This window comes from Pseudomonas helleri (assembly GCF_001043025.1).
GTDB lineage: Bacteria > Pseudomonadota > Gammaproteobacteria > Pseudomonadales > Pseudomonadaceae > Aquipseudomonas > Aquipseudomonas helleri.
This window is the reverse complement of sequence record NZ_JYLD01000012.1, coordinates 139956-166604: the sequence shown is the minus strand read 5'-3', so window position 1 is coordinate 166604 and position 26649 is coordinate 139956. Positions and strand designations below refer to the sequence as shown.

The following is a 26649-nucleotide window of genomic DNA, read 5'->3' as shown; positions in this document are numbered from 1 at the left end:
CGATTACATCGAGATGTTTTACAACCCAAAACGACGCCACAGTTTCAACAATCAGCTGTCACCGGTAGAGTTTGAAAAGCGTTACGCAGCGAGCCTGGAGAGTGTCTAGGAAACCCGGGGCGATTCAGGATCGACTCGTTAGCCAACCATCTCTCTCCGAGAAGCATAGACTTCATAAACTAGTTCCTCGGCAAGCTTATGAACGCTTGAGCTGTCTGCAAGTTTGGCCAAGTCGATGCCAGTCGTACAAAACAACGAGCCATGCTCGGGTTGCCTGACGAAAACGGTCGCTGTCCATCCATTGATCAAAACGCAATCTACGAGGTGTCCTGGAAGGCTTTGCTCAAGGCTTTCAGTAAGGGCGATTTTCTTCCAGCTGTGCATTATTAGGTACTGACTTAGAGGGGTGGAAGGTTGGCATGTGGCTGCTAATGTAATAAGCGTGAAAGATGTGAAAAGTGTGGTCCACGACAAGCCGACCACTATCTTTCCATCACCACATGCCACCTTTTTAAATCAGGGCTGGACCTTACCACTAGTTGCGTGCGGCCACCATACGCGGGGAGGAGGTCTTAGGTCGAAGAGGTAGGGGCTTCAATTTGATCCCAGTGCCTTAAGTCGTGCCAGGCCCTGCTTGATATAACCAGCGTTCTCACCGATTGTCTCAAGTGAGCCGCGTACATTTTCGTCCGCTTGCGTACCGCCCTGTTCTGCGACCCAAAGAGAAAGCTCCATGATGGCAGCCTCAAGGGCGAGTTGGTTTTCGTATATCCGCTCAAGGATATCTGGGAGGGAGTGGGGCGTAGGCATGGGGCTGACTCCAGAGGAAATGCCTGCAGCGTAGCAGGAGGCCAGATACAAGAAGCCCGGCGCTGGGCCGGGCTTGGCGCATCTCAATTAAACCTGAGGCCTTTCGATAACAAGCCTAGCCTGGAGTACGTCCAGTAGGTCGAATGATGTGATGTAGTTAACATCAAAATGCTTGCAAATATTTGGAATTTTAATTTTTTTGCTATTGTCTGGGGCTAAAACCTCATGAGTCACAATGGTTTTACCGGTCGTGGCTGCTTTTGCAATTAACCAAGGATCTGCACCACCTAAAAAACGAATTTTTTCAGGGTCCGTAGGGAGTTTCATATTCATTACATGCTCGGCAATTCGCCCGAAAAACTCCTGAGTATCTTTGTCGTCAATTGTATCGAACTGCGCGTGACGAATCTTTACCCAATCCGATAGTTCATCACCATAGTCGGACAATTCCTTGTATACCATGGTTATGCTCGATAGTTGTCCTAATTGAAAGGTCGTATCGAGCCAATCCCAAAAGCCAGGACAGAAATTCATTCGATAGTGAGCGTTTTTGGCTTGTATATAAGAGTTTGCATCTAGCAGGTAGCTCAAAATCCAAGTTCCTTCTTAGAATATTCAGAAATCTTGTGTGGCTTTATTCCTATCAGCCTAGAGGCATCCCTGAATAGCATGCGACCACTCAATGCCTCACTTGCCACGGCTTTGGCAAGCGCCTTACTGATTCGTGCAGTCTGTAGTCGCGAGTAGGGCGGAGCTCCATCTTTATTTCTGGCTTTATGCGCTGCTATTTTGCCACCAATGAAATTACTGTAATCAGCTTGGTTGATGAACCCCAGCGTCAATGCGCGCCTAGCAATCACCCACTCACTGACATGGAATGTCCGTGTGATGAAAGGGAGGTTATCTTTCCAGTCCTCAAAATGCTTCCAGGCAATACGAAACTCACGTTCTGGCGCCAACAGTTCAGCGGCAACGGCATTGCAGAATATTTCTTCTCTATTGTGTGTTTGTGGCTCTGCGTCAGATACGCCAGACTTTCCAATCCAGATATGCGAAAGCTCGTGGATAAGAGTAAAGAGTCGAGCCTCGGGGCAGTCGGCAGTATTAACGAATATTACAGGAGCTAGAGCGTCGCTCATCGCAAAGCCGCGAAACTCATCAATCGATAGAGGTCTACTCGTATTGTTGTTTACAATACTATTGCGCATGACCAGAATCCCGATACTTTCTATGCTTTGAACCAGTTTAGAAAAATAATCATCGAAAGTTCCGCGCTTAGGCATTTCAGGTATTCCCAACTTCTCCCGCATGCTAATCACAACTGCCGGAATTCCATCGTTAATACTTAGGATGCCAACTACTTCGTTTTTCTCATATCCCTGGGAAGTTAACCAGCTACGATACCAATCTTGTCGTTCCATCGCCCAGCGAATTGTGTCTCTGAGAGCGAGACTATAGCTTGGCTCTCGACCGTTTACGGTTCTAAGGTCGGGTAGAGGCAGGTCTTCAACAGGCGGTTTTGTCAGATAAAGATACCCAAAAGGGATGTGGGTATGATGCGCGTAGTTCATGGCCTGGTTAAAAGAAGGTCGTTTAGCTCCGTCTTCCCAAGCAAGCACGTTATCCTCAGCTGTACCGATACTTTTCGCAAGCGTGCCCGCGCTGATTCTCGCCCTCGAGCGGGCCCATCGCAGTATTTCTGGGTTGATTAGCGCTTCCATGTGCGAAACCTTTCATTAGACATTACACAAACACCTAGCATGGATCTGACTCTACGCGACATAGACGGCCTCTAAAAGCGATTCGTCACCGATGAGTCAGTCCGTTCATCGCGCAACTCGAGCACCGCGAGCTTTCTGCTAGATGCTGGTCCGCATGTTAAGCATTGACCAGCCTTCACCCTATTAATCGGCCGACAACCAATTTCAACCGCACGAACCAAAACACCATCCCAGCAAATCGCGCAGCTGCTAGGGCTTAGCTCTCGTGATCTGTCCTGTCTTCACCTCATCTATATAGCCCGCCAGCTTGTCCTCTGCATCCTTAAAGGCTTCCAGCTTCTTGACCAGTTCCAGCGCTTCAGTCTCAAGCCCTGCTTCTGACAGCAGCGCAGCCAGTTGCATCAGATCGACGGCAGACCACATGAGTAGGTGCGCGATGTCTTTCAGATCGCGCCGCAGTTCTTGCGTTGGTTTAGTAGAGCCCCATGATTTGCTCCATATCAAGGGCACCTCCAAACCGAATGGTTCCGCGCAAGCACCTTCACCAGCATCCGATCATACTTATCGGCCAAGAACAGAAGCTTTTCAGCTTCCTCTAGGTTGCCCGCCTGAATCTGTACCCATGCTTTAACCCGCATTTGTTGGCTGTGGTCATGCAGGTTTTCGTATGACTTGGCTATGCCTTCAGTGCCAGGTGCGTTTTGCATGGGGTAGGGCTCCTACAGGTCGCCGCCTCGCCAGATGACACGGCCTAACAAGCGGTGCTCGTTGATTTCTTCTTCAGAAAGCTCTTTATCCGGGTACCGAGTTTTGTCCGGGTTGTCACTACAGATGATCCAATCGCCGTATTCGGTCTGTATCAGGCGCTTGACGATATCGCCATCCAAGGTGCCCATGACGAAAATCTGGCCGTCGACAGGCTCTAAACACGACTCATCAACCAGCAATATGTCGCGATCACTGATCGTTGGCCACATGCTTTCGCCGTGCGCATAGATCACCTTGAGATTTTTAGCCTTGGCGCCTTTTGCACGCAGCCAGTCAGTTTTAAAGGCCAGGGTATTACGCAGGGCGAAATGCTGGTTTTCGTAGCCAGGCCCAGCAGCGGCCCGCGCATCGTACTGGTCGATGAATGTGTATTTCTCAAGATCGACACCCTGGTGGTCACGAGACGCCACCTCATCTTTAACCGCCGGAGTTTCTGGAGCAGGGCTGCTAAGCCCGGGAGTTCCGTCACGCAGCCGATCAAGGTCCGCAGCCAGACGCTCACTGAACGCGGCCACTGGAACCTTGAGCAGGCGAGCAAACACCACGGCAGCTTCCAAATTGAGGGCCGTTCGCCTGTTAAGGAAATGGCTAACAGCGCCCTGAGTGACACCGTCACCCAATTCAGCCGCGATCTTTTCTTGGGTTAGCCCAAGTTCTTTTTTTTTGCCTTCAAATAAAGCCTTCAGCCGATCACTTTCGAGCAGCTGTTCTTCTGTAAGCGGCAGTTTTCGTGTGTTTTTACTCATAAAAGAATCTTATTACCTGCGGTAATTCAAGGCTAATAGTGGCGGTATTGACTTAAGAACTACCGGCGGTAATACTTGCTCATGCATCACGTAGGAGAGATCCGTATGCAACGCACATCACTAAAAGAATTTGTCTCCGAGGTCGGGCAGTTGAAGGCCGCGCAGGCGCTTTGCATGACTCAGGGCGCCATTAGCAAGGCTCTCAGAGTTGAGCGTGAGGTTTATGTCATCAGCCTTGGCGACGGCAAGTACCGGGCCGAAGAGATCAAGCCTTTCCCCGCCCAGATACAACGCCTCGCCAGCTAACCATTGAAGACAGATTAAAAGAGAGCAGACCCCATGCGAACGTCCAGTCCCAGACACACAGCGCAAACCCGTGATCAGGTTCTGGTCGCGCATGCAGCCAACCAGATTGCTCGTACCAGCCTGAGCCAGGACGACTTTGCCCAGGCGCTGAGCCATGAGCTTCACCTGGCCATTCCTGAGAGAGCGTCCAAGAAGGACGTTCCTGACTTCAATTCGCCGGAACTCACCAGTAACGCAGGCGAATTTGTGAAGGCGACCGGCCGCTGGCTCAAGCGCGTTCAGCGCTGGCTGTCAGGGGATCAGGAAATGCCGTCATGGCTGGAAGAATCATGGGTCAGCGCCCTTGAGCCTGAATATCGCGATAACTGCGTTAACGAGCTTGCCAGCCGCTACGGCCTGACCGGCGCCCGCCAGATGACCGACGACCAGTGCGCGAACAAGAGCTTCGGCGCACTCATCCGTGCCTTTGGCGACGTGATCAACACCGGCAGCGAAGTATTCGACGACCAGGTTATGTGCGAGCAAGACCTGCCGCTCTTGCCGAAGTTCGCTGAGCAGTGCCGCCAAGTTGAAGCCAAGGCAGGGGAGTTGGGGCGCAAGGCCGAGCAGTTGATAGCGGCTGCGGGCCGGCCAACTTTGAAATCCATAGCCTGAATTTGACTCGGAGAAAAAACATGCTCGAAACAAGTATTCGTCAAATCGCAGTCCAAGCCATTGCGGCGCGTGCGTCCGGCTCTCCGGTCGAGGCTGCCGGCCAAATCTTGGCGGGGATTGCAGCTCTCGATTCGCCCGGCAAGCCATTTGTTATCTGGCCAACCAATCTTCCCCTTGCCGAGCAAATTAAGGCGCTGGAATCAGAGCTTGAGCGAATCCGCCATATCACTCAGTCCATGGCGGATTACCGGGCTATGCGCGATCTGCATCCTCAGGCGGATTCAGGCGCACACCTCCAACCTCAAGATACGCAAAGTCATCAAGAAGCTTTTGATATGCCGACTGAGGAAGTCGCATCTCAACCAATTCCTGGTGAAGCAAAAGAAGAAGCTGCTCTTCTTTCAGTGCAAAAGCCTGATCGGGGAGCCAGTGATGCTTCTCAATGAGGTAGAGCTGAGCCGGGATGAAACCCTCAAAGGCTTGCCAGTGAGTGGCGTGTTTCTGCCGGTACTTCTCGCAAAAGCAGAAGAGCAAGTATCCAGGGTAGGCGTCGTAGGCGGCATTTCTTCTCTCTCTATCGCTAACAGTCGCTCCCTCTGGAAGTGCTTTGTGAAGGGCGTCATCAAGGCGATCCCGCCATTCAACCTCGTAGTTAACCCTTTTCGTCGTGAAGCTCATATGTCCGGCCTCCTGGGCCTTTTCGTGTGGAAGCAAAAAGCTATCACGGATGCGCCGGACACCAAATTCACCCGCACCACCAAATCGTGGGCACAAAAAAACCACCGGGCAATGGTGGTTTCTTGTGCAGCACTTACAGCTAAATCCTGGAGCTGATTATGCACAGTTCAGTAAATACCGGCAATAGCCCCAACAATCCCGCGCCACGTTTTTCACAATCTGAAAACGTGGCGCGGATTAAGCGGGTCACGCCATTTGACTTTCATGGCTTCCCCGTTCGCGTCATTGACGAAGGAACCGGCGAGCCTTGGTTTATAGCCAAGGACATTGCCGAGGCGCTGGGTTACTCCAACACCTCCAAGGCAATCAACGCCCACTGCAAGGCTGTGAGCACCTGCCATACCGAAATGGGAGGACAGGTTCGCGCCGTGCAGATCATCCCTGAGCGGGATCTTTACCGGCTGGTGATGAAGTCGAAGCTTCCGGCTGCCGAGCAATTCGAAGAGTGGGTGGTGGGCGAAGTTCTGCCCAGCATTCGCAAGACGGGCGCTTACACCGCGCCTCAGCCAACCAACAACGCAAAAATCGTCGGCGAACTGGCAATCCTGGAGTGCTTCGACCGCCTACTGAAACCTGCCCCCTCCAGCAAAATGATGATGCTGGCCCAGATTGCCGCCAACAACGGACTGGACGCGAAGTTTCTCCCTGGCTACGCCATTGACGCCGCTCCTGACGCTACTGGCGGCAGTTCGATGCCAACCAAGGCCGTGACCGCTCTCATCAAGGAAAACGGTATCAGCAGCACAGCCGCTGCATTCAACCGCGCCCTGGCTACCCATGGCTTCCTGAAAACTTTGACTCGGTTGAATTCAAAGCGGGAAACCGTGGAGTTCTGGGGCGTTACTGACAAAGGCCTGCAATACGGCAAAAACCTCACAAGCCCTCAATGCCCCCGTGAAACGCAGCCTCACTGGTACGTAGATCGCTTCCTTGAACTGGCCGACCTGATCGGCAAAGGAGCCAAGTAATGGCCCGTGCACGCAATATCAAACCCGGCCTTTTCAGCAACGAGCTTCTTGTTGAGCTGCCTGCTTTCGACCGTCTGGCCTTCATTGGCCTGTGGTGCCTGGCTGACCGGGAAGGGCGCCTTGAGGATCGCGTAAAGCGCATAAAGATCGAACTGTTCCCATGCGACGACTACGACGTGGATGCCGGCCTTGATCGCCTGGCCGCTGCTGGCTTCATTTCTCGCTATCAGGTGGCTGGCTTCTCGGTCATTGAAATCATCAACTTCCAAAAGCACCAGAGCCCACACGGATCTGAAAAAGATAGCGTTCTCCCTGACATTAACGGGTATCTCACTGTTTACGAACGGAAAAAGAACGTTGTTGTAGCCGGCTCTCAACGGAAGGTTCTCGTAGGCGAACAAGCTTTTAACGTTAAACCACCGTTAGAGCCCGTTAACCCATCGTTAGATAACGCCCTGATTCCTGATTGTGGAATCCTGATTCCTGATTCCGGAATCACTGCTTCTCCGAATCAGGAAAATCAAAACCACTCTCTCTCTGCGGGCGAAGAAAACTCGCAGCCCGAGCCCGAGTCAGAAAAAGAGCCAGAGCCTGTCGACCCAAAGGCCCCGGTCGAAATGACCCTGGACTGGATGCCTGACGCCAACCTCCTGAAAACCTACTGCGTGCACTTCGGCGTATCGGTCGACCTGTTCACCAAGGAGGCCGTGGCTCCGTTCACTGCCCACCATGAAACCACCGGCCTGTTGCAGGTTCAGTCCAAGTGGGTATCGCTGCTGGTGAAGTGGGTCAAGGACGACAAGAACCGCGCCAGTAACGTCCGTCCATTCCCGAAACGTGAACCCCAGTCCCGCCACACCGGCTTTGCCGAACGTGACTACACCGACGGCTTGATCCAGCGGGAGGACGGTACCTATGCGCTCTGAAAAAATCGTTCCAATCACGGACACCGTTACGAGCACCAACGTCCGCACCCAGCCAGCCGACTGCGAGAAACACGGGCCTTTCGAGCAGAAGGTAACCGTGATCCTGAACCGCGAGCTTAAGGGCGGTTGTCCTGAGTGCCTGCGCGCCGAAGCCGCCGAGCGTGAAGCCAATGCTCAGGCCGCTGCCGCGTACGAACAACGCCTGTCCCTGACCCGCAAGCTTGGGGATGCGCTTATCCCGCTGCGCTTCCAAGGCAGCACCCTGGACAACTTCCGCGTCGAGCATGGCGAACAGAGCCACGCACTGAAGTTCTGCCGCCACTACGTCGCTGAGTTTGACCGGATGTACGAAACAGGGCGCTGCATGGTGCTGATCGGTAAGCCTGGTACTGGCAAAACCCACTTGGGCGCAGCCATCGCGAACGCGCTGCTGCACACAACCCCACGCACAGCCGTGTACCGCACTGTCGGCGCCGTCCTGCAGGCCATCAAGGCGACATTCGACCGCAAAAGCGAGCGATCCGAGTCGGACATTCTGTCCAGCCTGGTCAATCCCGATCTGCTGGTTCTGGATGAGATCGGCGTGAGCAAGGAAAGCCCGAGCGATTTCGAGCTAACCACTCTGTTCGCGATCATCAACGGCCGGTACGAGCAGCGGCGCCCAACGGTGGTGATTACCAACCTGTCTGCCGGTCAGTTGCCGGCCGCAATGGGGGAGCGCTGCGTTGATCGCTTGCGCGAGGGTGGCTTGATCGTTGTTCCGTTCAACTGGGAGTCGCAGCGCGGCAAGGAAGGGTTCTGACATGACCGAATTCGTAGAAGTGAAGACGCAAGACCTGTCGGGCGCGGCTCTTGATTGGGCTGTGGCAATGGCGGAAGGATATCGGGTTGACCCTGAAGGTGATGGCCGCTCAGTGATCAGCCCAAAGGGCGTGTTCACAAGTGTCAGCGTTCGTGGTGCTGCAGAAGGTTTTGGCTATCGACCATCCAGTGACTGGAATCAGGGCGGCCCGCTGATTGCTTACGTCGGCTGCGTTGGGTTCTTTTTTGATGTTGGAAGACCAAAGCCTGAGCGCGGGGAGAAGTGGCAATGACGGACAAGATCAGCGTCAACTGTCAGGCCAAACTCTCTGAAGCCATCACCTGCCTGACCATCATGTACCGGGAGAAAAAGTACGTGGTCGTGTCTCTGCGCCCCGGCAAAGACCGCACGCTGGATCAAAACGCTCTTTGGTTCGGAATGTACAAGCGCATTGCCGAAATGACCCAGATCGGCGACATCGAGGACGCCCGCCGCTACTGCAAGCTGCACTTTGGTGTGCAGATCCTGCTGAACGAGGACGAAGACTTCCGCGCGGCCTGGTACCGGACCATGCGTCATCTGAGCTACGAGGAAAAGCTCGACCTTATGGGCGGCAACCCGTTGTTTGGCCCGGATGGCTTCCCGGTAACTCGCCTGTTCAATCGCGCCCAAGGCGTGGCCTACACCGATCGCATCGCCGCTCACTTTACTGAATTGGGTGTGGTGTTCACCGACTTGCTGAGCAAGGAGACCGCATGAGCCATAACTTCAAGCCGGGCGATATAGTGATCATTGTCAAAGCTCTCCCTGAATGCGCCGAAAACATCGGCCGGTGCGTTGAAGTCGTCGAGGTTGATAGTCCAGCCGTCGATGATTATCCGATTCGTGTCGGGGGCGAAAGCCTCGTGGGATTGAATCAATTTTCCGGGGCTCCAGAGCTGACGGATCAGTGCTGGGGTTCTCCTAAATGTTTTATGCCCCTGCGCGGCGACTTCAGTCATGAGCAGCAGAAAGCCAGGGAGGTCGTATGAAACGCACCCCACTAGAGCGGAAAACCCCGCTCAAGTCCGGCGGCCAACGTCGAAAGCGCTGTCCATCGTGCCGGGTCATGTTCACTCCGGCGCGTAATGGTCAGGCTGTATGCGGGGAAATCGAATGCGCCATTGCTTACGGCCAGTCCGAGAAAGGGCAGGCGACTGCTAAGAAGGCTTTGGCGGATGTTGGTCGCCGCGAGATCAAGGTCCGCAAGGAGAAGCTGAAGTCCCGCGGCGAACACATGCGCGAAGCACAGCAGGCGTTCAACGAGTTTATCCGCGCACGGGATCAGGCAGCAGGACACCCCTGCATATCCAGCGGCAAGCCTTTGGACTGGAGCGGCAACGCGGTAGATGCAGGTCATTACCGCAGCGTTGGCTCCGCACCTCACCTGAGGTTTGACGAGCGCAATTGCCACGCTCAAAGCAAACAGGACAACCGGTTTCTGTCGGGCAATGCCGTGGATTACCGAATCGGCCTGATTGCTCGCATTGGCCAGGAAGCAGTTGACGCACTAGAGGCTGATCAGAGCGTGCGCAAGTACACCATCGAAGAAATCAAGGCCATCAAGGCTGAATACCGGGCAAAGACCCGTGAACTGAAGAGGGTAGCAGCGTGATTGAGCCAATCAAGATGAATCCTTGCCCGTTCTGCGAAGGGCCGCCCTGCATCACTGCGCTCAACTGGATCACCAAGGAAGAGTTGGGCGAGGGCCACAAGCAGAACGAAGACTGCGACGAAGCCTACGAGGCGCATGTCTGGTGCCATGACTGCGGCGCACAGGGCCCAAACATCAATACCTGCACGCTCGGCACCTTCGAGCAAATCTACGACCTTGAGGTGGCTGACGTGATGCGGATCGCGGTTGAGCGCTGGAACGAACGACACAACCGGGCTCGCAACTGCTATGACGCGGGCGAAAAAAAGGATTTGAACATCTGGCCGAGGGCTGCGGCATGACAGCAAACAACTTGATGATCGGCTTGTTGGTGGGGTTCGTCGTCTTCTCTGTCGCCGGTCTTATGGTCGCCGAGAGCCGCAGGAACCGCAGTTACAAAGATTTCGTATCGCGCAAAAAGAAGCCTACCGAGGGGGGAGCAGCATGAAACTAGTCAACGCAAGACAGGTTTGGACAGAGGCTCAGCATGAGTCGAACGCGTCAATCAGCGCTGTAGCCATCGATCGGGCAGAATCGGCACCTTTGAAGACTGGTCGGCGAATTGGCAAGCGTGATGCCCAGTTTCCAGCCATGGGGAGCGAAAAGGGGGAGGAGGCCGGGCGCTTCTCCGTTCCAGGGCAGCGCATCAGCATCAGCGAAACCCGGCGCACATCCGCCGGGCGATCTACCGCACGCGCTGCGCACCTAGCCATGATCGGCAAAGTCCTGCGCGCCATCGACACGCTTCCATTCCAAGTCCAGCAGTTTGGCCACTACCTCTACCATCCGGTCATGAATGTGCGACACCTGATGAATGCGGTACTGCTGATCAATACCAAGGCAGAGTTGCCGGGTCTTACCTCGGTCAAGCGGGCCAAAGCTCAATACCTGGTCCCGATGGCTTTGCAGTCATACAAGGGCGAAGTGCATGGCGCCGCAGAGTGGGGGCCAGCCCGCGTGGCAGCCGAGATCAAGGACTTCTTTGGGATCACAATTGACCCGAAGAACTGGACGCGTGACTGGCAAGGGCTGTGGGAATCCCTGAAAGAGGTGGTTAAGGAAGTGGATATTCAGGCGCAGCAGCCGATTTGGCAGTTGATTCACGCGGAAAAAGATCAAGAAGCGGCATAAAAATATTGACATGACGGGGTTTTGCGCGTACTTTTCCCATAGTGCACAAGTAACGCGAAACGCACACAGAAACCTAAACCCGGCCATGGCGCCGGGTTTTGTTTTTTAGACACCTTGAAAGGTGAGGCAGGGCTGGTAAAGTCGGCGCCCTGTTTTTCAGGACTTGAGAAGGATCTTATGCGACAGTTTTTTGCTATGAGTTTTGGTGGGCTGACCCCGAGCTACTATATCCGGCAGTTGTTTTTTGGGGCATTGTTTGCCGCGCTTTTCGTATATGTAAAATCGCAATCCCCAAGCGGGCTAGGATTAGGCCCCTTGTCTCTAGCTGTAGTGTGCACACTCCTGTATCCATATTCGCGATTTGTTTATGAGAGCGTTGTCGGGTTTATAGTTGGGAAGAATGTGTTCTTCGTGAATGCACTGCTGATGCTCATAGTGAAAGTTTTCACCATGCTCCTGTGCTGGTTCCTTGCTCTGTTCATTGCGCCGATCGGCCTTGCATATATCTACTGGCATCACAGTCGGCAGTCATCCAACTAAAAGAGTCTGAGCCCAGCCCTCCCGCTGGGCTTTTTCGTTTTCGGCCCCACCACACCCACTGCTCTGAGCTGGGAGTGCTGCCGAGACTGAATCAATTGCACTGGCCAGACGGCCATTTTCTCGATGGAGCAACGATGGACCCTACCGATCTCGGCCCAGGCACAGCCACCTGGCTGGGCGGTAGTGCCACGGTCATTCTCGGCGGCCTGCTTTGGCTGCGCCGATTCCTTTCCAAGGATGCGGCAGACCGCGCAATGGACAGCGCCGATATCGGCACGCTGAAGCGCCTGAACGAACTGCTAAACCAGGAGCGCGCCGCCCGCAAAGAGGCTGAGGCTCGCGCTGACCAGTTCGCGAAAGAGCGAAACGACCTTGCCGCAGCCGTTGGCCGCATGGAAGGCAAGATCGAAGCGCTGACCGGTCAAGTCGCCCAGCTCACCGAACGCGTGACACTTCAGAGCGACGAAATCCACCGCCTGCGCACCAAGTTGGGAGGTGGCGCCTAATGGACAGATGCTCGCTGGAATTTATCGCCCGCCGCTGGTGGCGCCGGACTGAGGTCTGGGCCATTGCCGTCGTGCTGGTGTGTGGCGGTGCTGTGCTGGGCTATCAGGCCGCTGACTGGCGCCTAGCCGAAAAGCAGAACAGCCAGGTGCAGGAAATTCGCAGGGCCTACGACGCGGCAATGATCGAGCGAGACAAGCGCCTGGAAGAGCTGACTCGCCAGACCGGCACCGCAGCTGACAAGGCATCGAAGGCCGCAACTACTGCCGCGCAAGCTGCTGACAAAGCGGACGAAGCCCTCAACCGGGTTTCGCAGTAATCCGCGCCACGTTTTCGAATGCGCCAAATCGTGGCGCGCATATGGAGGTTTCGGCAATGAACACTATCTGCATAGGTCGCCTGTACTTCGCCAAGTGCGGCCAGGCTGCTGGCGCGCCATTGGTTGACCGTGGCTTTACCAATGATAAAGGTACTGGTCGCCGAGGCCGGTGCCTTGTTATCCGTCCACCCTTTGCGCGCAACAGGCCGTGCAATGCCGTTGCCATCGGCTGGTGGGGTAAGTCTGCCGCCGCTTGATCGCATGGTGGGTCATAACAGAGCAGAGAAATTCATTCTTGCGCGGGGAAGGGTAGGTGTGCCGCAGGTGAGTGCGGCAAGTGTGATTATTCAGCATTAAGCCTGTCGCACTCGCTCTGCGCTTCCTCATAAGACTCGTAGAGCTTTGGCAGCACCTCTAGGGTGTGGTTATTTCGAATCTTGTACCGTTTAGTAATGGTCTCAATAATTTCACCATTGGGTAGTTTTCCGCCGGTGGTGGTAGATATGCCGGGCACAACGTCAAAATTTCTCATAAGTCACTTCCTTGCTGGCATTTGGGGTCCTTCAAGTGCGAAGGACTCCCCACAATACAGGTGCGAGGCCATACATGGATAGGCCACATCCCCCAGCGTCATTGCTCGAACTGTCAGACCTATCCGACTTCGGAATCCGCCTGACTCCCGCGCCAGAAGTATGGGACTGGCTCCAAGCCGAAATCCTCGCCGACACCGGCAGCATTCACAACCCAGACCATGCCCACCTCCTGGATGCAGATATCCGCGTGATGTGGGCGTCATCGTGCTTTGAGAAGCAAGGCCGAACGGTTCTGGGTCAGGCTGAGCAGGTAGCGTTCCGTGCTGGTGGCTGGCAGAAAGCACGGATGGAACAACAGATGCGTGATTGGTTCGGTGATGTGCCGGCCTTCATCATCACCCTTGCTGCCGACTACTGCGCCCAGTGCAGCGACCTTGAGTTCTGTGCCCTGATCGAACATGAGCTGTATCACCTGGCTCACGCGACCGACAAGTACGGTCAACCAGCATTCACCCAAGACGGCGCGCCCAAGATCAAGCTGCAGGGCCACGACGTCGAAGAGTTCGTCGGTGTGGTCCGCCGCTACGGTGCAAGCCCTGACGTTCAAGCGTTGGTGGATGCTGCAAACAGTCCTGCTGAGGTGGGGAAATTGAACATTGCGAGGGCCTGCGGAACCTGTCTGCTCAAGTCGGCCTGAATCTTGACAGGCTTTAGACGGATGGAAACTTATGGCAGCCCTGAAAAATGAGGTGAAGAGCTTCATCGTTCAGGCCTTGGCGTGCTTTGACACTCCCTCTCAGGTCGTTGAGGCCGTCAAGAACGAATACGGGGTTGTGGTTTCTCGGCAGCAGGTCGAGACCCATGACCCAACAAAGGTCGCGGGGAAGGGTTTAGCGGTGAAGTGGGTAACCCTGTTCCACGACACCCGCAAGCGTTTCCGCGAAGAGACGGCCGAGATTCCGATCGCCAACCGTGCCTATCGGTTGCGCACACTTGGGCGAATGGCTGAGAAGGCCGAAAGCATGAGGAACATGGCGCTGACTGCCCAGCTACTGGAGCAGGCCGCCAAAGAGGTGGGCGACCTTTACGTGAATCGTCGAGTCGAGCCGGACAGATCTCTCGACGACGAAATCAAGCGCCTGAACATTCAAAAGCTTCAGCGCGAATTGGAAGACCCGAACAAGGGCTTACCAGAGCCCAAGCAAGTCATCATCGGGGTAGAAGATGCAAGCGACCCTGAAGCTGAACAAGCCGCAGTTCGAGTTCATCAAGCATCCTAAGAAGTTTTCAGCGTTCGTGGGTGGCTATCGTAGCGGCAAGACCTTTGTGGGCTGCGTCCGCATGTGCATCAACGCACTGGAACACCCAGGTATCCCGCAGGGCTACTTTGCTCCGACCTACCCGCAGATCACTGACATTTTCTACGACACCATGCCGGGTGTTGCCGAGGCCTTCGGGTTGTTCGCTGACGTTGTTCCCAGCAAGCGGCGCGTATATTTGCGCGACAACCGGGGTCGTTGCCTGTCGACAATTGTCTGCAAGAGCATGGAGCACCCGCACCGGATCGTGGGCTTTAACATTGCTCATGCTCTGGTCGATGAGATCGACTGTATGTCGATCAAGAAGGCTGACAGCGCCTGGAAGAAGATCATTGCGCGTATGTCGACTGTTTGGCCTGGGCGCGATCAGAACACTATTGACGTTACGACGACGCCAGAGGGGTTTAACTGGGTATACCGCAAGTTTGTCAGGGAGCTATCCGAAGATCCTGAGCAACGCCCGCTGTACGGGATTGTGCATGCCAGTACGCGGCAGAACGCCAAGAACCTGCCCAAGGATTACATCGCATCCCTGCGCAAGTCGTACCCGGCCAACCTTGTAGACGCTTACATCGATGGGCTATTCGTTAACCTGACGTCAGGCAACGTTTATCCCAACTTCGATCGGCGCCTCAACCACACAAGCGAGACTATTCGCCCGGGTGAGGCGCTGCACATTGGCATGGACTTCAACATCAACCGGATGGCGGCCTGCGTATTCGTTTTGCGTGGCGGTCAGGCGCTGATGCTGGATGAGATCACAAAGCTTTTTGATACCCCGGCAATGGTTTCAGCAATCAAGGCCCGCTACCCGGGGCGCAGCATCACGATTTATCCCGATGCCAGCGGCAAGAACCGCAAAAGCGTCAACGGCTCAGAGTCTGATCACGCGCTGCTGCGCCAGGCGGGCTTTAACGTGCAGGTGAACCCATCCAACCCATTCGTGCGCGATCGCGTACTGGCCGTTAACGCTCAATTCCTCAATGGGGCAGGTGAGCGCCAACTGCTGGTCAACACCGACAAGTGCCCGCACACAACCCAGGTGCTTGAGCAGCAGGCTTACAACGAACACGGGGAGCCCGCCAAAGACGGCACGGAAGACCCGGCGGACGCCTTTGGCTACTTCGTAGTGCAGCGCTTCCCGATCATTCACAGCATCGCAACCGTCCAACCTTTGAGAATCTAGCCATGAGTAATGACCCATTCGCCGTATCCGACGCAATCAAGGCGATGCGTGCCGAATGGGCCATCACTGAGCCTTTGATGGGCGGCACGCTGGCCATGCGTAAAGCTGGTAAAGCCCTGTTGCCCAAGCATCCAGCCGAAGAAGACGAGGCCTACGCCACGCGCCTGGGTGTCGCCACGCTGTTCCCGGCCTACTCGGAAACCGTTGTGTCGATGACTGACCGGGTGTTTGCAGAGCCTATTCAGCTCGGTGATGACATACCGGACGAGCTGAAAGAGTTTGCATCGGACATTGACCGCCAAGGCAACGACCTGAGCGCCTGGGGCGTCAACTGGTTCCGGGTAGGCCTCTCCTACGGATTGAGTCACGCCTTGGTTGAGTATCCGAAGGCCGACGGTGTTCGCACCAAGGCCGAAGAGGATGCCGCGGGGCTTCGCCCTTATGTCGTCATGATCCATCCCATGCAGGTTCTCGGCTGGCGCGATGACGGTACCAAGCTGACTCAGTTTCGCTACCTTGAGACCGTAACCGAGGATGACGGTGACTTTGGTGTCAAAATTATTGAGCAGGTGCGTGTCCTTGAGCCAGGCACCTGGAAGATTTACCGCAAGACCAAGGAGGGGCACGCTGTGCACGATGAGGGGGTTACAAGCCTTAACGTGATCCCGCTTGTGACGTTCTACACCAAGCGTGTAGGCATGATGTGCGCAAAGCCCCTGATGATGGAGCTGGCGCACCTGAACATCAAACACTGGCAGAGCCAGAGCGATCAGGACAACATCCTGCATGTCGCCCGCGTGCCAATGCTGGCGGTGATTGGCCCGACTCAGAACCATGACAGCAACGGTAATTTACTGCCGTTCCAACTGGTCGTGGGTACCGGAGCGGCAACCGTGCTGCCAATGAATGCTGACATGAAGTTCGTCGAGCATGGCGGCAAGGCTATCGAAGCGGGCCGCCAATCGCTGCTGGACTTGATCGACGAAATGCGAATGGCCGGCGCCAAGCTGTTGCGCAAGGATCAGTCAGGAACGAAGACGGCGACCCAGGCGCAGGAAGATGCGAGCCAAGAGACAAGCCCGCTGATGCGCATGGCTCATCATTTTGCTGACTGCATCGCCCAGATGTTTCAGCTCATGGCCAACTATCGCAACCTGCCGGAAGGTGGTCATGTCGAGATCAAAGGTAACTTCGATATCGACTACGCGCCTGAAACCAGCATTCCAAGCCTCATCAACATGGCCAACTCAAGCTTGCTGAGCCATGAAACGCTGTTCTCTGAAATGCAGCGCCGTGGCGTGATCAGCGATGAGTTCGACTGGGCTGATGAAAGGGCGCGAATCGAGGAGCAGGGGCCAGCACTGGGGAGCATGTAAATGGCAACGGTTAACGAGCGCCTACAGTCAGCATCAATCGGCCATGCGGTTGACCTGCAGCACCTCAGCAATGCCGAGGTTCGCAAAATGGTCTCCCTGCTCAACAGCGTAGATGCGGACCTTCGCAAGCTGTTGATCGAGGCTGTTATGAAGGCCGGTACCGACACCTACACGGTGCAGCGAATGAATGCCGTACTTGGTTCGGTGCTGGAGTTGAACAAGTCAATCTATGCCTCGATCGGTGAGGCTATGGTTGAAGTGGTCAGCGACCTGGCGGCCTACGAAATCGGCTATCAGAAGGCGCTATTCACCGCGATCATTCCTCAAGAGGCGCTGGTAACGGTCTCCCTGAACACGGTCAACCTTGCCCAAGCGCGCCAGATTGCTTTGGCAAGGCCATTCCAAGGCAAGCTACTGAAGGAGTGGATGGGCGATCTTGAGAAAGAGCGCGCCGCCCGAATCAGAAACGGCATCAGAATTGGCATGACCGAAGGCCAGACGACCGAGCAGATCGTCCGGCGGGTGATGGGCGTCAAGGAGGAAGGCTACGCTGACGGTTTGCTAAATCGCAGCCGCAAGGACGTTGAGGCGGTGGTCAGGACGGCTATCAGCCATACGGCGCAGGGCGCGAGGGACGCGCACTACAAGGCCAATGGCGATCTGATCTCCGAGGTGGCGTGGCTCAGCACCCTGGATAACAAAACCTCTGAAGAGTGCAGGCTTCGTGATCGGCTGATCTACACGAACGACACTCACCAGCCGGTGGGGCACCAGGTGCCGTGGCTCAGTGGTCCGGGTCGCATTCACTTCTGCTGTCGCAGCACCTCGACCCCGATCATTAAGGGCTGGGAAGAATTGAGACTGTCCAAGGGGCTGCCAGAGAGCACTAGGGCAAGCATGGACGGCCAGGTGCCCAGATCAACGTCCTACGGCGAATGGCTGGAAGGGCAGAGCGCAGCAAGGCAGGACGAGATACTCGGCCCCAACCGGGCCAAGTTGTTGCGCGACGGCGGGTTGAAGCCGGGCGACTTCTACAATGACAAAGGGAAGTTCCTCACGCTCAAAGAGTTGCGCGAAAGGGATGCTGCAGCGTTCGTCAAAGCTGGGCTATGATGGCCACATGACAGATAAACCGAAATTCCACGTAATCGACGGAACGCCCGCGCCTGACACGCCAAAGGAAAAGGCGATGAAGCGTCTGCGCGCCATGCCGCGCCCGCCATCAATGATCCGCTGCCACAGATGCGGCGGCGCTGAAGTGATTCAGACCAAAATCGGCATGATGTACAAGGATGGCAAAGCCGTCGGCGGAACCAAACAGTTGCTGTGTGCCCTTTGCTTCATGCTGGGTGAGCGGGTTGTGCTGACCTAATCCTGCACCAGAAACACCAGAGCCCGCCTGGTGCGGGCTTTTTCATACCCAAAATTCAAGCCTCGGCATTCGCTGGGGTTTTTTTATGGGCGCGATTCCGGATGGATAGCGCCGCATCGGGCCGGATGGCTCATCAAATGGGCGGATGCCCGGAGACTCAAAATGAAACTCAAGCTCGACGAACAAGGCCATGTGGTTGTTCAGGAAGGCAAGCCGGTTTACACCCATGATGACGGTAAGGATGTGCCGTTTGACGCCCCTTCGGCGGTGTCCAAAATCACCGCACTGAACTCCGAAGCCAAGGGGCACCGCGAAGCTAAAGAGGCGGCAGAGGCTAGAGCCAAAGCCTTTGAAGGTATCGAAGACCCTGAAAAGGCCCGCGCCGCATTGGCAACGGTTGCAAACCTTGATGCAGGCCAGCTTGTTCAGGCGGGCAAGGTGGAGGAGATCAAAGCCGCCGCTATCGCGGCCACCGAAGAAAAATTCAAGGCCCAGGTATCGACGCTTACCGATCAGGTGAAGGCGGTCACAGCTGAGCGCGATACCACCACCGGAATTCTCTATCAAGAGAAGATCGGCGGTGCTTTCGGTCGCTCTAAGTTCGTGAGCGACAAAATCGCCGTACCGCCAGACATGCTGCAAAACACCTTCGGCAAGGCCTTCAAAGTTGAAGATGGCAAGGTCGTCGCCTATGGCGATGACGGCAACAAAATTTACAGTCGCACCCGTCCAGGCGAACTGGCCGACTTCGATGAGGCTCTTGAGTCGCTCGTTGAGCGTTACCCGCACCGCGAAAACATCCTGAAGAGCTCTGGCGCTACTGGCGGCGGGGCTAAAGGTGGTGGCAATGGCGGCGGGGCAAAGTCTCTACCCCGAGCTGCATTCGATGCGCTTGACCCGGCCGCTAAAGCCGCTCACGCACGAAGCGGCGGCACGGTCACTGACTGACCTTAAGCCGCTGGGCGAACCCCAGCACCAACCCTACAGCCCGCTATTGCGGGCTTTTTCATATATGGAGAACGCCCGTGGCGAATACCTTGAACAACCTCGTTCCTGACCTCTATGAGGCGCTGGACGTTATCTCTCGTGAGCTGACCGGTTTCATTCCGGCCGTATCTCGCGACTCGTCTGTTGCTCGTGCAGCTATCGGCCAAAACGTGCTGGTGCATATCACGTCTGAAGCCGCCGCTGCTGACAACGTTCCGGGCGTGACTGCGCCTGATACCGGTGACGCTGTTGTCGATAACGTCGCAGTCGCCATCACCAAGAGCAAGCACGTACCGGTTCGCTGGAACGGTGAGGAAACCAAAGGCCTGAAAAACGCCGGGACCTTCTCGACAATCCAGGCTGACCGCTTCTATCAGGCGATGCGAACTCTGGTTAATGAGATCGAAAAGGATCTCTGGCTAGAGGCTTACCGCAAGGCTTCTCGCGGTTACGGCACTGCCGGCACCACTCCATTTGGTACCGCTGCCGATCTTTCGGACTTCGCGGGCGTACTGGGCATCCTGGAGCAGAACGGTGCGCCTACCAACGACTTGCAGTTGGTGTTGGGTCATGCCGCCATCGGCAACATGCGTGGAAAGCAGTCCGGCCTGTTCAAGGTTAACGAAGCCGGGTCCAGCGATATGCTGCGTAACGGCATGACCGACCGCATCATGAACATGGCGATTCGTCATTCTCACCAGGTGAGCCGCCATGTTAAGGGCACCGGCGCCGCCTACGTCACCAGCGGTTCCACGGCCGTCGGCGCAAGCTCCGTGGCGCTGGCAACCGGCACAGGTACAGTACTGGCTGGCGATATCGCCACCTTTGCGGCAGACGACGGCAATAAGTACGTGGTGGGTTCAGGTGTTGCTGCGCCCGGGACCATCAGGCTGAACAAGCCGGGCGCGCAGATCACAATCCCGACGGGCAACGCTCTGACCCTGGGTAATTCGTACACCGCGAACGTGGCCTTCGCCCGATCAGCTATCGTGCTGGCAACACGCGCTCCAGCAATGCCGGACGGCGGCGACTCTGCGGACGACGTGATCACCATCACCGACCCGTTGACCAACCTGTCTTTTGAGATCGCGGTTTACCGCCAGTTCTTGCAGACCGCCTACCACGTCCGCCTGGCTTGGGGCTGCAAAGCCATCAAGGACGAACACATCAGCCTGCTGCTGGGCTAACACATCATGACGACAACCGAGGGCTTCGGCCCTTGCGTTGTTTCTGGAGAAAAAAATGGCAGGACTGACGAAAGAGCAGAAAGCAGTAAAAGCGTTGCGTGATAAGGCGGTTGAGTTGAGCGGTCTTAGTGTCGAGGATTTCGACAAGCTGGGAGAGCAGGAGCGCGCTGATTGGGCCAAGAGCGCACAGGATGCGCTGAACTTGAAAGCAGCAAATGCGCAGCTTACTTCCGGCCAAGCTGCCGCCAGCGTAACCAAATCAAATCCGAAAACCAAAGAAGATGAGCCGGACTACAGCGGCCTTGTCAAGGTCAAGCAAGGTGCCGGAGAGCTTTATGTGCACCCAACTTGCCTTGAAGATCATCAGCGGCTTGGCTGGCAAGTTGAAGACCTGCCGAAGGCGTAACACCAGGGCCACAGCCCCATCCATTCAAGCGGAGGCCCAATGGCAGCCTACATCACCGTGGCAGACGTAGACGGCGCCCTCGGGCCAGACTGGACCACCGAAGACAAGAAGTCTCGGGCGGTACTGATGGCAAACGCCTGGCTTGATGAGCGCGTCCGGCCAAATATCAGGCCGGTTCCCAAGCCCATCATCCAGGCCGGGGCCGAAGTTGCCCGAGAAGCGGCGCAAGGGAATCTCTACGCGGCGCAGGGGCGGGAGGTCACGACCACCTCTGTGAAAGCAGGCTCTGTGGCGACCACCAAGTCGTTCACGGAAGGCTCAAAGGCAATTACGGCAGGTGAAGCATTCGCGCTGTCCCTGATCAAGCCCTGGGCCTCAAGCGGTCAAATCAAGATGGTGAGAGGCTGATATGGGCATGCGCGAAGAGTTACAGGCTGAGTTGGCTGAGGCTTTCGATAACGAGCTGGCGGATGCCGTGCACTCGTTCACTGGCGGCGTGACGCTGCCCAGTGAGCAGTGGGACCCGGTTACCGAAACCGGCGGCGAACCGGTGGTTATCAGCTACTCAGGGCGCGGCATCCTCGATTCCTTCAAGGTTGAACTGGTCGACGGCGTGAACATCAAGGCCACTGACCAGAATCTGATCGCCCTGACCAACGAAACAACCGGCATCCCACAGATCGGCCACAAGATCACCACCAAGAACTTGTTGACCGGCCAGCAGACGACCTATGACGTGCTGAAGCCCGATGTTGATCCAGTGGGCGCCCATTACGAGATTCACCTGCGGGAGGTCTAATGGCTAACAGCGGCTGGAGCACACCACCCACGGCATTCGTTGAGCAGATCAATCAGGAAATGGAAACCAAGGTCAGAACGATCGCCCTGGCCATGCTGACAGAAGTGATCGAGCGCTCGCCGGTCGGCAACCCCGATCTTTGGAAGACCAACATCGATTTCCGGGCAAAGAACGTCGCACTGGCCGATGCCTACGACGCCAACGTCGACGCCCGCAACGCCGAGAACACCGGCAAGAAGAAATTCAAAAAGCTGACCAAGGCAGAGCGCGCGCAGAACTACTTCGTAAACGACCTGGCAGCCGGCAAGGGATATGTGGGCGGGCGGTTCCGGGGTAGTCACATTGTCAGCATAGGGTCGGAAGACTTCACCGTAACAACGGAAATTGACCGCTCTGGCTCAATCACCATGGGCAAGGGCCAGGCAGCGCTCGAAGGCATAAAACCCTACACCCAAGTGTTTATTCAAACCAACCTGCCATACGCCGAGCGCTTGGAGAATGGACACTCCACTCAGGCGCCCGACGGCGTTTACGAACTGGCATTTATCAGCGTTTCTGAGGTGTTCCGATGACCTATGAGCAGATCCGCGCACTACTTGCCGGCCACATGAAAGCCTTTTCCGGTATTGAGCAGGACTCCATTTTCTACCCAAACGCGCCTTACCCGGCCAAAAACACCGATCAATCGGGCATTTTCAAGCCGCCCGCAACCGGTTTGTGGTGCCGGTTCAACGTGCAGCACGGCACGGCCTTCATGGCAGGCATGGCCGACAAGCCCTACACCCGCAAGCCGGGCCGGGTAAGCATCCAGTGCTTCGCCCGGGCAAGAACCGGCACCAAGGCCCTGACCGAGCTGGCCGATCAGCTTGAAGCGCACTTCGCCTACTGGTCGTCCGGGGATCTTGAGTGCCTAGAGGCCTCTCAGGTCGATGCGGGCGAGTTTGAAGGCTTCTATCAGATCAACGTGAACATCCGGTTCCGCGCCGGCTGATTTCAGCGGCATAGCTCGCATCGCTCAAGCCCTAGCATTTGCCGGGGCTTTCTGTTTCTGGTCGCAGATAGGAGGCATCCGAAAGCGCTTTCCCTGGGGCGTTTCTGCGGCCGATTTATCCCGGGCATTGTAGGGGATGACTATGGACAAGCTGATTTTTGACGGCATCGAGTTAAAGGTTGTGGATCATGGCGGTCAGCCTTGCCTGACTCTGGCTGAAGTTGCGATTGCGCTGTATGGCAAAGGGGGTGATGAAACTGCGACCCCCTTTGATTCTCGCGTTAGAGACCTGTATCGACGGCACGCAGATGAATTCACGTCGACCATGACAGCTCTTGTCAAGATGCGCACTCGCGGCGGCGAGCAAGAGGTCCGCGTCTTCAGCCTGCGAGGCGCTCACCTGCTGGGCATGTTTGCCCGGACTGAGCGGGCCAAGCGGTTTCGGCGCCAGGTGCTGGATATTCTGGATAACGAAGTCGGAGCCGCGCGAACGCTGACAGCCGAATTTCACCAGACTCTGCTGGAGTACAGCGGAAAGAAAGCGGTTGCCAGTCTGTGCGGGCGAGGCTTACGGCAATGGCAATCCCAGAAACAGCCACTGGAAGCCCGAATCGAATCGCTTTCTGAACAAATACAGCCGTCGCTCTTGCTCAATTAGAGAGCGATAGCACCCATCCCACCCGCCCTGTGCGGGTTTTTTATTACCTACACAAAGGTGGAAAGAATGAGCTCCGGCGCAAAAATCGTCAGTCACATCATTCCCGAAGTGACCCCAGGCATCACCCCAACAACCGGCAAGTGGAGCACGCTGCGCCTGACAGGCAACGCGCTGACTCCGACCGTGAACACGGCGGCGAGTGACGAGATCACTGACTCTCGCCTCAGCCAGGGTTCGGTGGCCACCAGTACCGACATTAACGGCGACCTGACGGCCGAGCTGTCGTTTAGTTCGTTCGACCAGCTGCTGGAAGCGGCTTTTTACGGTAACTGGACCAACAACGTGCTGGCGATTGGCGATGTTCGCCACACCTTCAGCATCGCCAAGGGCTACACGGACGTAGGCGTTTACAGCCTGTTCAAAGGCGCCCACGTCAGCACCTTTGCCCTCGACATTCCATCTGACGGCAAGATCACCACCACCTTCGGCATGGCCTGCCTGGACTACGACGATAGCGACACCCCAATCGTTACCGCACCGGATGGGCCGACCACCACACCGTTCCTGAGCAACAAGAACGTCGGCACCATTCTGGTGGACGGCAAGTCGTTGGAGGGTGTGGCTTGTGTGTCAGCCATGACGGTCAGCCTGGACAACAGCCTGCAGGCCCAGCGCTGCATTGGCTCCAGCCGCTTGGGTCCAGGCGCGCAGATCGCAACCGAGGCCGCAATCACCGGCACCATCGTGCTGGCCTGGTCCAAGCGTGCATGGGAAATCTGGAAGAACACGTTCACGCGCCACCCGATCGGTGTTCAGTTCCCAATCACTGACAGCCTGGGCAACAAGTACATCTTTGACTTTCCGGCTGTAGAGGTCGACGGTGAGCTCCCAAGCGGCGGCAAGCGCGACCTGGTTGAGGTAACGCTCAACTACACCGTAGCCAAGGTCAGCCCGACCATCACGCGTGTTCCGTTTGTGCCGGTTGCCAGTGTGTCCGTGGCGCCTACGACTGCCTCTATCGCGGTAGCTGCAACCCGCCAAATGACCGCTTCGGCCTTGCCCGTAACGGCGGGCCAAAACGTCACCTGGTCCAGCGCAACGCCCGCTGTCGCAACTGTGAGCGCTGGCGGGCTGGTAACGGGCGTATCTGCCGGTACCGCCGTCATCACCGCGAAAAGCGTCTCCGATCCAACCAAGACCGCGACGGCAACCATCACCGTCACGGCTTAAACAGTTCAACCCTTTGGCCTCTCCGGTGATAACGCCCGCCGGAGGGGTCTTTTTTATTGGCGTGGCGTTGAGGATTTCGCATGGCTCTCCAGTTGACGAAGAAGGCTCTAACACCCGGTCTGCGCTGGGTGGAATTCGATAAAGACACCAAAATCCAGCTTGAAGGATTAGGCAACCCTGAGTACCAAGTTGCCCTTGAGCGTGTGCGTCGGCGCACTCAGCGCAACGATGCGATCTTTGAGCAGGGTGAGGTTGGCGTGCTACCTGGTGAAAAAACCGAGCATCAAAACCACTGCGCCCTTTTGGCGCAATTTATCGTCAGGGACTGGGATGGCGTGCAGGACGATAAGGGGAATCCCCTGAAATTTGATGTTGGCGCTTGCGCCGAGCTGCTGGACAGCAATATCGATTTCTTTCTGTTCGTGATTGGTGAGGGCAGCAAGTCCAGCGAAGTAGCCAACGAAGAAATCGCTGAAACAACCGAAAAGCAGTAGCCCGGTTTCGGTGGGATAAAGAGTGGGGCGGGCAGTCAGATAAGCGAAAAGCTATCTACGAACGGCTGGGTATGCCGCTTCCTGAAGAGCCCCCGCTAGACCCCATCACCAAGCACCTGCTGACTACGTTTTATGGCGCCTGCCGGGGGCGTCGTTTCATAACGTCGATGACCGGTGTTTTTCCGTTGCCGCTTTCGGCTCGCGAGATTTCAGACTGGCTTGATGCCCACCCGTCGCCTCTTAGTCGCCGAGAAATCGACGAGGTTATGTTTGTCTTGGATGGTATCTGCCTGGAAGACGAAGAAGGTGGTGATGATTAAGTTTTGATGGCTGGTCCAGACTGAAAAGACGATCTGGCCCAGCCCTGGGAGTGCAAATGATCAGCGTAACTGTTCGAAATATGTCTCTCGAAAAACAAACCCAGCTGGAAGCCCGCATTACCGAGCTGGAGGCCGAGAACGCCCGCCTTCTGGTGCTGGAAAAGAGTGTTTTGGATAAGGCCAAAATGCTGCGGGAGGGCGGCTGGCATTTATCTGACGAAGAGGGGGCTGCCGGAGAGCTGCATGCTGCAATTACTGGCTTCTGGATTGACTATGAAGAAATGCAAGATGATTACGAGAAACGGCTCAAAGCGGCCCTTGGGGAAGGGCCAGCCGAACTAATTGAAGCCTAAGGTTTCAAGGCGCTGAGCACCTGCCAGGGTTATTGGAGAAGGCGGGGTAAATCGAAATTGATAACGGCCCGACATTTTTCGTGAAAGCTTGAAATTGGCCAGCCCCAACCTTAATAGATGCTCGCCAATCTCAGGGCTCATCGCATCAAAGAGTTTGTCTATGCCAATCTCTTTTTTGGCGTACCTGGAAACAGCTATCAATGCCGCATCAAGCTTCTCTTGCGTTATCTCTTCTGCCATTTGACCTCCCATTCATTAATCCCCCAGTCCGTGGGCATGTATCCAGCGGACCAGGGGTTCGTTGGAGGCAGAACGCTACTACGCTCTCACGCCGAGCAGCTACTGGTATTACATCCAAGCTGGATGTCTGGACAGCAGCGCGTGGGCGGTGGGCTTTGGCGCTTCCTTGCGATGATGGTAGATTGCCCACATTTATCAGGGAGATCAGTCTATGTCGAATGATTCAGGCGCCGCTGGTGCGTTGATGCTGCTTTTCATTGGGGTAGTTATTTATTTCTTGCCAGCTATCAATGCGAGAAACAGAAAGCACCCGAACGCAAATTCAATCTTGCTTCTCGACTTGTTTCTGGGGTGGACCCTCATCGGCTGGGTTGCTGCCCTGGTGTGGTCAGCGTCAGCCGTTAATAAGGCTGCTCCGGTCCAATCCAGCAAGGCCGGCGCGCCTGAAATAAACAGGTATGAAGCTCTCGAAAAGTTGGCGTCCATGAAAGAGCGCGGACACATAACGGAAGAAGAGTATCAGGCCGAGAAGGAAAGGCTGTTTCGCAGCTGATTTTTAAAACAATAACCAC

General features: G+C 55.9%; 43 protein-coding genes. 35 read left to right on the top strand and 8 right to left on the bottom strand.

Annotated features, from left to right (window positions below):
* Nucleotides 1-109, top strand: a 109-nt coding sequence (locus TU84_RS26130; RefSeq protein WP_138762977.1) for an IS3 family transposase, incomplete at its 5' end; no start/stop codon positions are given.
* Between the two features lie 485 nt (nt 110-594).
* Here TU84_RS26130 and TU84_RS19440 read toward each other — a convergent pair.
* The 6 genes from TU84_RS19440 to TU84_RS19415 form a co-directional block, all read right to left on the bottom strand.
* Nucleotides 595-810 carry a hypothetical protein gene (locus TU84_RS19440; protein ID WP_048371910.1) on the bottom strand — a complete coding sequence of 72 codons (216 nt, stop codon included), beginning with the start codon at nt 808-810 and terminating at the stop codon, nt 595-597.
* 87 nt (nt 811-897) lie between these two features.
* Complete coding sequence (locus tag TU84_RS19435) at nt 898-1401, bottom strand: DUF4411 family protein (protein WP_048371907.1); 504 nt, start codon at nt 1399-1401, stop codon at nt 898-900.
* Nucleotides 1398-2531: an ImmA/IrrE family metallo-endopeptidase gene (locus TU84_RS19430; protein WP_048371905.1), complete on the bottom strand. Its 1134-nt coding sequence runs from the start codon at nt 2529-2531 to the stop codon at nt 1398-1400. The genes TU84_RS19435 and TU84_RS19430 overlap by 4 nt, the downstream gene beginning before the upstream one ends.
* A gap of 249 nt (nt 2532-2780) precedes the next feature.
* Nucleotides 2781-3035: a hypothetical protein gene (locus TU84_RS19425; RefSeq protein WP_241486419.1), complete on the bottom strand. Its 255-nt coding sequence runs from the start codon at nt 3033-3035 to the stop codon at nt 2781-2783.
* Nucleotides 3032-3238: a hypothetical protein gene (locus tag TU84_RS19420; protein ID WP_048371904.1), complete on the bottom strand. Its 207-nt coding sequence runs from the start codon at nt 3236-3238 to the stop codon at nt 3032-3034. Before TU84_RS19420 ends, TU84_RS19425 begins: the two co-directional genes overlap by 4 nt.
* Nucleotides 3239-3250: 12 nt before the next feature.
* A complete protein-coding gene (locus TU84_RS19415) occupies nt 3251-4045 on the bottom strand; it encodes a LexA family transcriptional regulator (protein ID WP_048371901.1) in 795 nt (264 codons plus the stop codon).
* A gap of 105 nt (nt 4046-4150) precedes the next feature.
* Here TU84_RS19415 and TU84_RS19410 point away from each other — a divergent pair, with 105 nt between their 5' ends.
* The 15 genes from TU84_RS19410 (at nt 4151) to TU84_RS19340 (ending at nt 12626) form a co-directional block, all read left to right on the top strand.
* On the top strand, nt 4151-4351 hold the full coding sequence (locus TU84_RS19410) for a Cro/CI family transcriptional regulator (RefSeq protein WP_048371899.1): 201 nt from the start codon (nt 4151-4153) through the stop codon (nt 4349-4351).
* Nucleotides 4352-4384: 33 nt separating this feature from the next.
* Entirely contained in the window at nt 4385-5005 is a 621-nt protein-coding gene (locus TU84_RS19405; protein WP_048371897.1) for a hypothetical protein, read from the top strand.
* 20 nt (nt 5006-5025) lie between these two features.
* Nucleotides 5026-5451: a hypothetical protein gene (locus TU84_RS26125; RefSeq protein WP_157403814.1), complete on the top strand. Its 426-nt coding sequence runs from the start codon at nt 5026-5028 to the stop codon at nt 5449-5451.
* Nucleotides 5438-5839: a hypothetical protein gene (locus TU84_RS26120; protein ID WP_157403813.1), complete on the top strand. Its 402-nt coding sequence runs from the start codon at nt 5438-5440 to the stop codon at nt 5837-5839. Before TU84_RS26125 ends, TU84_RS26120 begins: the two co-directional genes overlap by 14 nt.
* 2 nt (nt 5840-5841) lie before the next feature.
* Nucleotides 5842-6711, top strand: a complete 870-nt coding sequence (locus TU84_RS19395) for a BRO-N domain-containing protein (protein ID WP_048371893.1) — start codon at nt 5842-5844, stop codon at nt 6709-6711.
* Nucleotides 6711-7637 (top strand): DnaT-like ssDNA-binding domain-containing protein, encoded by a 927-nt coding sequence (locus TU84_RS19390; protein WP_048371891.1) that lies wholly within the window; start codon nt 6711-6713, stop codon nt 7635-7637. Before TU84_RS19395 ends, TU84_RS19390 begins: the two co-directional genes overlap by 1 nt.
* Nucleotides 7627-8439, top strand: a complete 813-nt coding sequence (locus TU84_RS19385) for an ATP-binding protein (RefSeq protein WP_048371889.1) — start codon at nt 7627-7629, stop codon at nt 8437-8439. Before TU84_RS19390 ends, TU84_RS19385 begins: the two co-directional genes overlap by 11 nt.
* Nucleotide 8440: 1 nt before the next feature.
* Complete coding sequence (locus TU84_RS19380) at nt 8441-8731, top strand: phage protein NinX family protein (RefSeq protein WP_053225270.1); 291 nt, start codon at nt 8441-8443, stop codon at nt 8729-8731.
* A complete protein-coding gene (locus TU84_RS19375; RefSeq protein WP_048371887.1) occupies nt 8728-9198 on the top strand; it encodes a hypothetical protein in 471 nt (156 codons plus the stop codon). The genes TU84_RS19380 and TU84_RS19375 overlap by 4 nt, the downstream gene beginning before the upstream one ends.
* Complete coding sequence (locus tag TU84_RS19370) at nt 9195-9470, top strand: hypothetical protein (RefSeq protein WP_048371885.1); 276 nt, start codon at nt 9195-9197, stop codon at nt 9468-9470. The genes TU84_RS19375 and TU84_RS19370 overlap by 4 nt, the downstream gene beginning before the upstream one ends.
* Nucleotides 9467-10093: a recombination protein NinG gene (locus TU84_RS19365; RefSeq protein WP_048371883.1), complete on the top strand. Its 627-nt coding sequence runs from the start codon at nt 9467-9469 to the stop codon at nt 10091-10093. The genes TU84_RS19370 and TU84_RS19365 overlap by 4 nt, the downstream gene beginning before the upstream one ends.
* 14 nt (nt 10094-10107) lie before the next feature.
* The gene (locus TU84_RS19360) at nt 10108-10434 is read left to right on the top strand and encodes a hypothetical protein (RefSeq protein WP_241486418.1); all 327 of its coding nucleotides are present in this window, start codon (nt 10108-10110) and stop codon (nt 10432-10434) included.
* A gap of 142 nt (nt 10435-10576) precedes the next feature.
* Entirely contained in the window at nt 10577-11263 is a 687-nt protein-coding gene (locus TU84_RS19355) for a hypothetical protein (protein ID WP_048371880.1), read from the top strand.
* A gap of 674 nt (nt 11264-11937) precedes the next feature.
* Entirely contained in the window at nt 11938-12309 is a 372-nt protein-coding gene (locus TU84_RS19345) for a hypothetical protein (RefSeq protein WP_048371876.1), read from the top strand.
* Complete coding sequence (locus TU84_RS19340) at nt 12309-12626, top strand: hypothetical protein (RefSeq protein WP_048371874.1); 318 nt, start codon at nt 12309-12311, stop codon at nt 12624-12626. Before TU84_RS19345 ends, TU84_RS19340 begins: the two co-directional genes overlap by 1 nt.
* Nucleotides 12627-12969: 343 nt before the next feature.
* On the opposite strand, the gene TU84_RS19335 is transcribed toward TU84_RS19340, so the two are convergent.
* Complete coding sequence (locus TU84_RS19335; protein WP_048371872.1) at nt 12970-13158, bottom strand: hypothetical protein; 189 nt, start codon at nt 13156-13158, stop codon at nt 12970-12972.
* Between the two features lie 74 nt (nt 13159-13232).
* Here TU84_RS19335 and TU84_RS19330 point away from each other — a divergent pair, with 74 nt between their 5' ends.
* The 18 genes from TU84_RS19330 to TU84_RS19245 all read left to right on the top strand — a co-directional run bounded on the left by TU84_RS19330 (nt 13233) and on the right by TU84_RS19245 (nt 25837).
* The gene (locus tag TU84_RS19330; RefSeq protein WP_048371870.1) at nt 13233-13856 is read left to right on the top strand and encodes a putative metallopeptidase; all 624 of its coding nucleotides are present in this window, start codon (nt 13233-13235) and stop codon (nt 13854-13856) included.
* A 31-nt stretch (nt 13857-13887) separates the two neighbouring features.
* Nucleotides 13888-14439, top strand: a complete 552-nt coding sequence (locus tag TU84_RS19325; RefSeq protein WP_048371868.1) for a DUF2280 domain-containing protein — start codon at nt 13888-13890, stop codon at nt 14437-14439.
* Nucleotides 14384-15664: a terminase large subunit domain-containing protein gene (locus tag TU84_RS19320; protein ID WP_048371866.1), complete on the top strand. Its 1281-nt coding sequence runs from the start codon at nt 14384-14386 to the stop codon at nt 15662-15664. The genes TU84_RS19325 and TU84_RS19320 overlap by 56 nt, the downstream gene beginning before the upstream one ends.
* A 2-nt stretch (nt 15665-15666) precedes the next feature.
* Entirely contained in the window at nt 15667-17040 is a 1374-nt protein-coding gene (locus TU84_RS19315; RefSeq protein ID WP_048371865.1) for a DUF4055 domain-containing protein, read from the top strand.
* Nucleotides 17041-18153, top strand: a complete 1113-nt coding sequence (locus tag TU84_RS19310) for a hypothetical protein (protein WP_048371863.1) — start codon at nt 17041-17043, stop codon at nt 18151-18153. It abuts the gene before it with no gap.
* A 7-nt stretch (nt 18154-18160) separates the two neighbouring features.
* Nucleotides 18161-18412, top strand: coding sequence for a hypothetical protein (locus TU84_RS19305; RefSeq protein ID WP_048371935.1), 252 nt, complete (start codon nt 18161-18163; stop codon nt 18410-18412).
* Nucleotides 18413-18574: 162 nt separating this feature from the next.
* Nucleotides 18575-19360 (top strand): DUF6651 domain-containing protein, encoded by a 786-nt coding sequence (locus tag TU84_RS19300; protein WP_048371861.1) that lies wholly within the window; start codon nt 18575-18577, stop codon nt 19358-19360.
* Between the two features lie 77 nt (nt 19361-19437).
* The gene (locus TU84_RS19295) at nt 19438-20586 is read left to right on the top strand and encodes a P22 phage major capsid protein family protein (protein WP_048371859.1); all 1149 of its coding nucleotides are present in this window, start codon (nt 19438-19440) and stop codon (nt 20584-20586) included.
* A gap of 55 nt (nt 20587-20641) precedes the next feature.
* Nucleotides 20642-20992, top strand: a complete 351-nt coding sequence (locus TU84_RS19290) for a hypothetical protein (protein ID WP_048371857.1) — start codon at nt 20642-20644, stop codon at nt 20990-20992.
* A gap of 39 nt (nt 20993-21031) precedes the next feature.
* Nucleotides 21032-21400, top strand: a complete 369-nt coding sequence (locus tag TU84_RS19285) for a hypothetical protein (protein ID WP_048371855.1) — start codon at nt 21032-21034, stop codon at nt 21398-21400.
* Nucleotides 21401-21407: 7 nt separating this feature from the next.
* On the top strand, nt 21408-21791 hold the full coding sequence (locus tag TU84_RS19280; protein WP_048371933.1) for a hypothetical protein: 384 nt from the start codon (nt 21408-21410) through the stop codon (nt 21789-21791).
* Nucleotides 21791-22363: a hypothetical protein gene (locus tag TU84_RS19275; protein ID WP_048371853.1), complete on the top strand. Its 573-nt coding sequence runs from the start codon at nt 21791-21793 to the stop codon at nt 22361-22363. Before TU84_RS19280 ends, TU84_RS19275 begins: the two co-directional genes overlap by 1 nt.
* On the top strand, nt 22360-22782 hold the full coding sequence (locus tag TU84_RS19270) for a phage tail terminator-like protein (RefSeq protein WP_048371851.1): 423 nt from the start codon (nt 22360-22362) through the stop codon (nt 22780-22782). Before TU84_RS19275 ends, TU84_RS19270 begins: the two co-directional genes overlap by 4 nt.
* A gap of 142 nt (nt 22783-22924) precedes the next feature.
* Nucleotides 22925-23440, top strand: coding sequence for a hypothetical protein (locus TU84_RS25280; protein WP_053225269.1), 516 nt, complete (start codon nt 22925-22927; stop codon nt 23438-23440).
* A 66-nt stretch (nt 23441-23506) separates the two neighbouring features.
* Nucleotides 23507-24670 carry a phage tail tube protein gene (locus TU84_RS19260; protein ID WP_048371849.1) on the top strand — a complete coding sequence of 388 codons (1164 nt, stop codon included), beginning with the start codon at nt 23507-23509 and terminating at the stop codon, nt 24668-24670.
* An 80-nt stretch (nt 24671-24750) separates the two neighbouring features.
* The gene (locus tag TU84_RS19255; RefSeq protein WP_048371847.1) at nt 24751-25164 is read left to right on the top strand and encodes a hypothetical protein; all 414 of its coding nucleotides are present in this window, start codon (nt 24751-24753) and stop codon (nt 25162-25164) included.
* Between the two features lie 71 nt (nt 25165-25235).
* Entirely contained in the window at nt 25236-25484 is a 249-nt protein-coding gene (locus tag TU84_RS19250; protein WP_048371844.1) for a hypothetical protein, read from the top strand.
* Between the two features lie 56 nt (nt 25485-25540).
* A complete protein-coding gene (locus TU84_RS19245; protein WP_157403812.1) occupies nt 25541-25837 on the top strand; it encodes a hypothetical protein in 297 nt (98 codons plus the stop codon).
* Here TU84_RS19245 and TU84_RS19240 read toward each other — a convergent pair.
* Entirely contained in the window at nt 25823-26077 is a 255-nt protein-coding gene (locus tag TU84_RS19240) for a hypothetical protein (RefSeq protein WP_048371841.1), read from the bottom strand. The two genes, TU84_RS19245 and TU84_RS19240, sit on opposite strands and share 15 nt — an antisense overlap.
* A gap of 211 nt (nt 26078-26288) precedes the next feature.
* Between TU84_RS19240 and TU84_RS19235 the strand changes: the two genes are divergently transcribed.
* A complete protein-coding gene (locus TU84_RS19235) occupies nt 26289-26630 on the top strand; it encodes a superinfection immunity protein (protein ID WP_048371838.1) in 342 nt (113 codons plus the stop codon).
* The last annotated feature ends 19 nt before the right edge of the window (nt 26631-26649 follow it).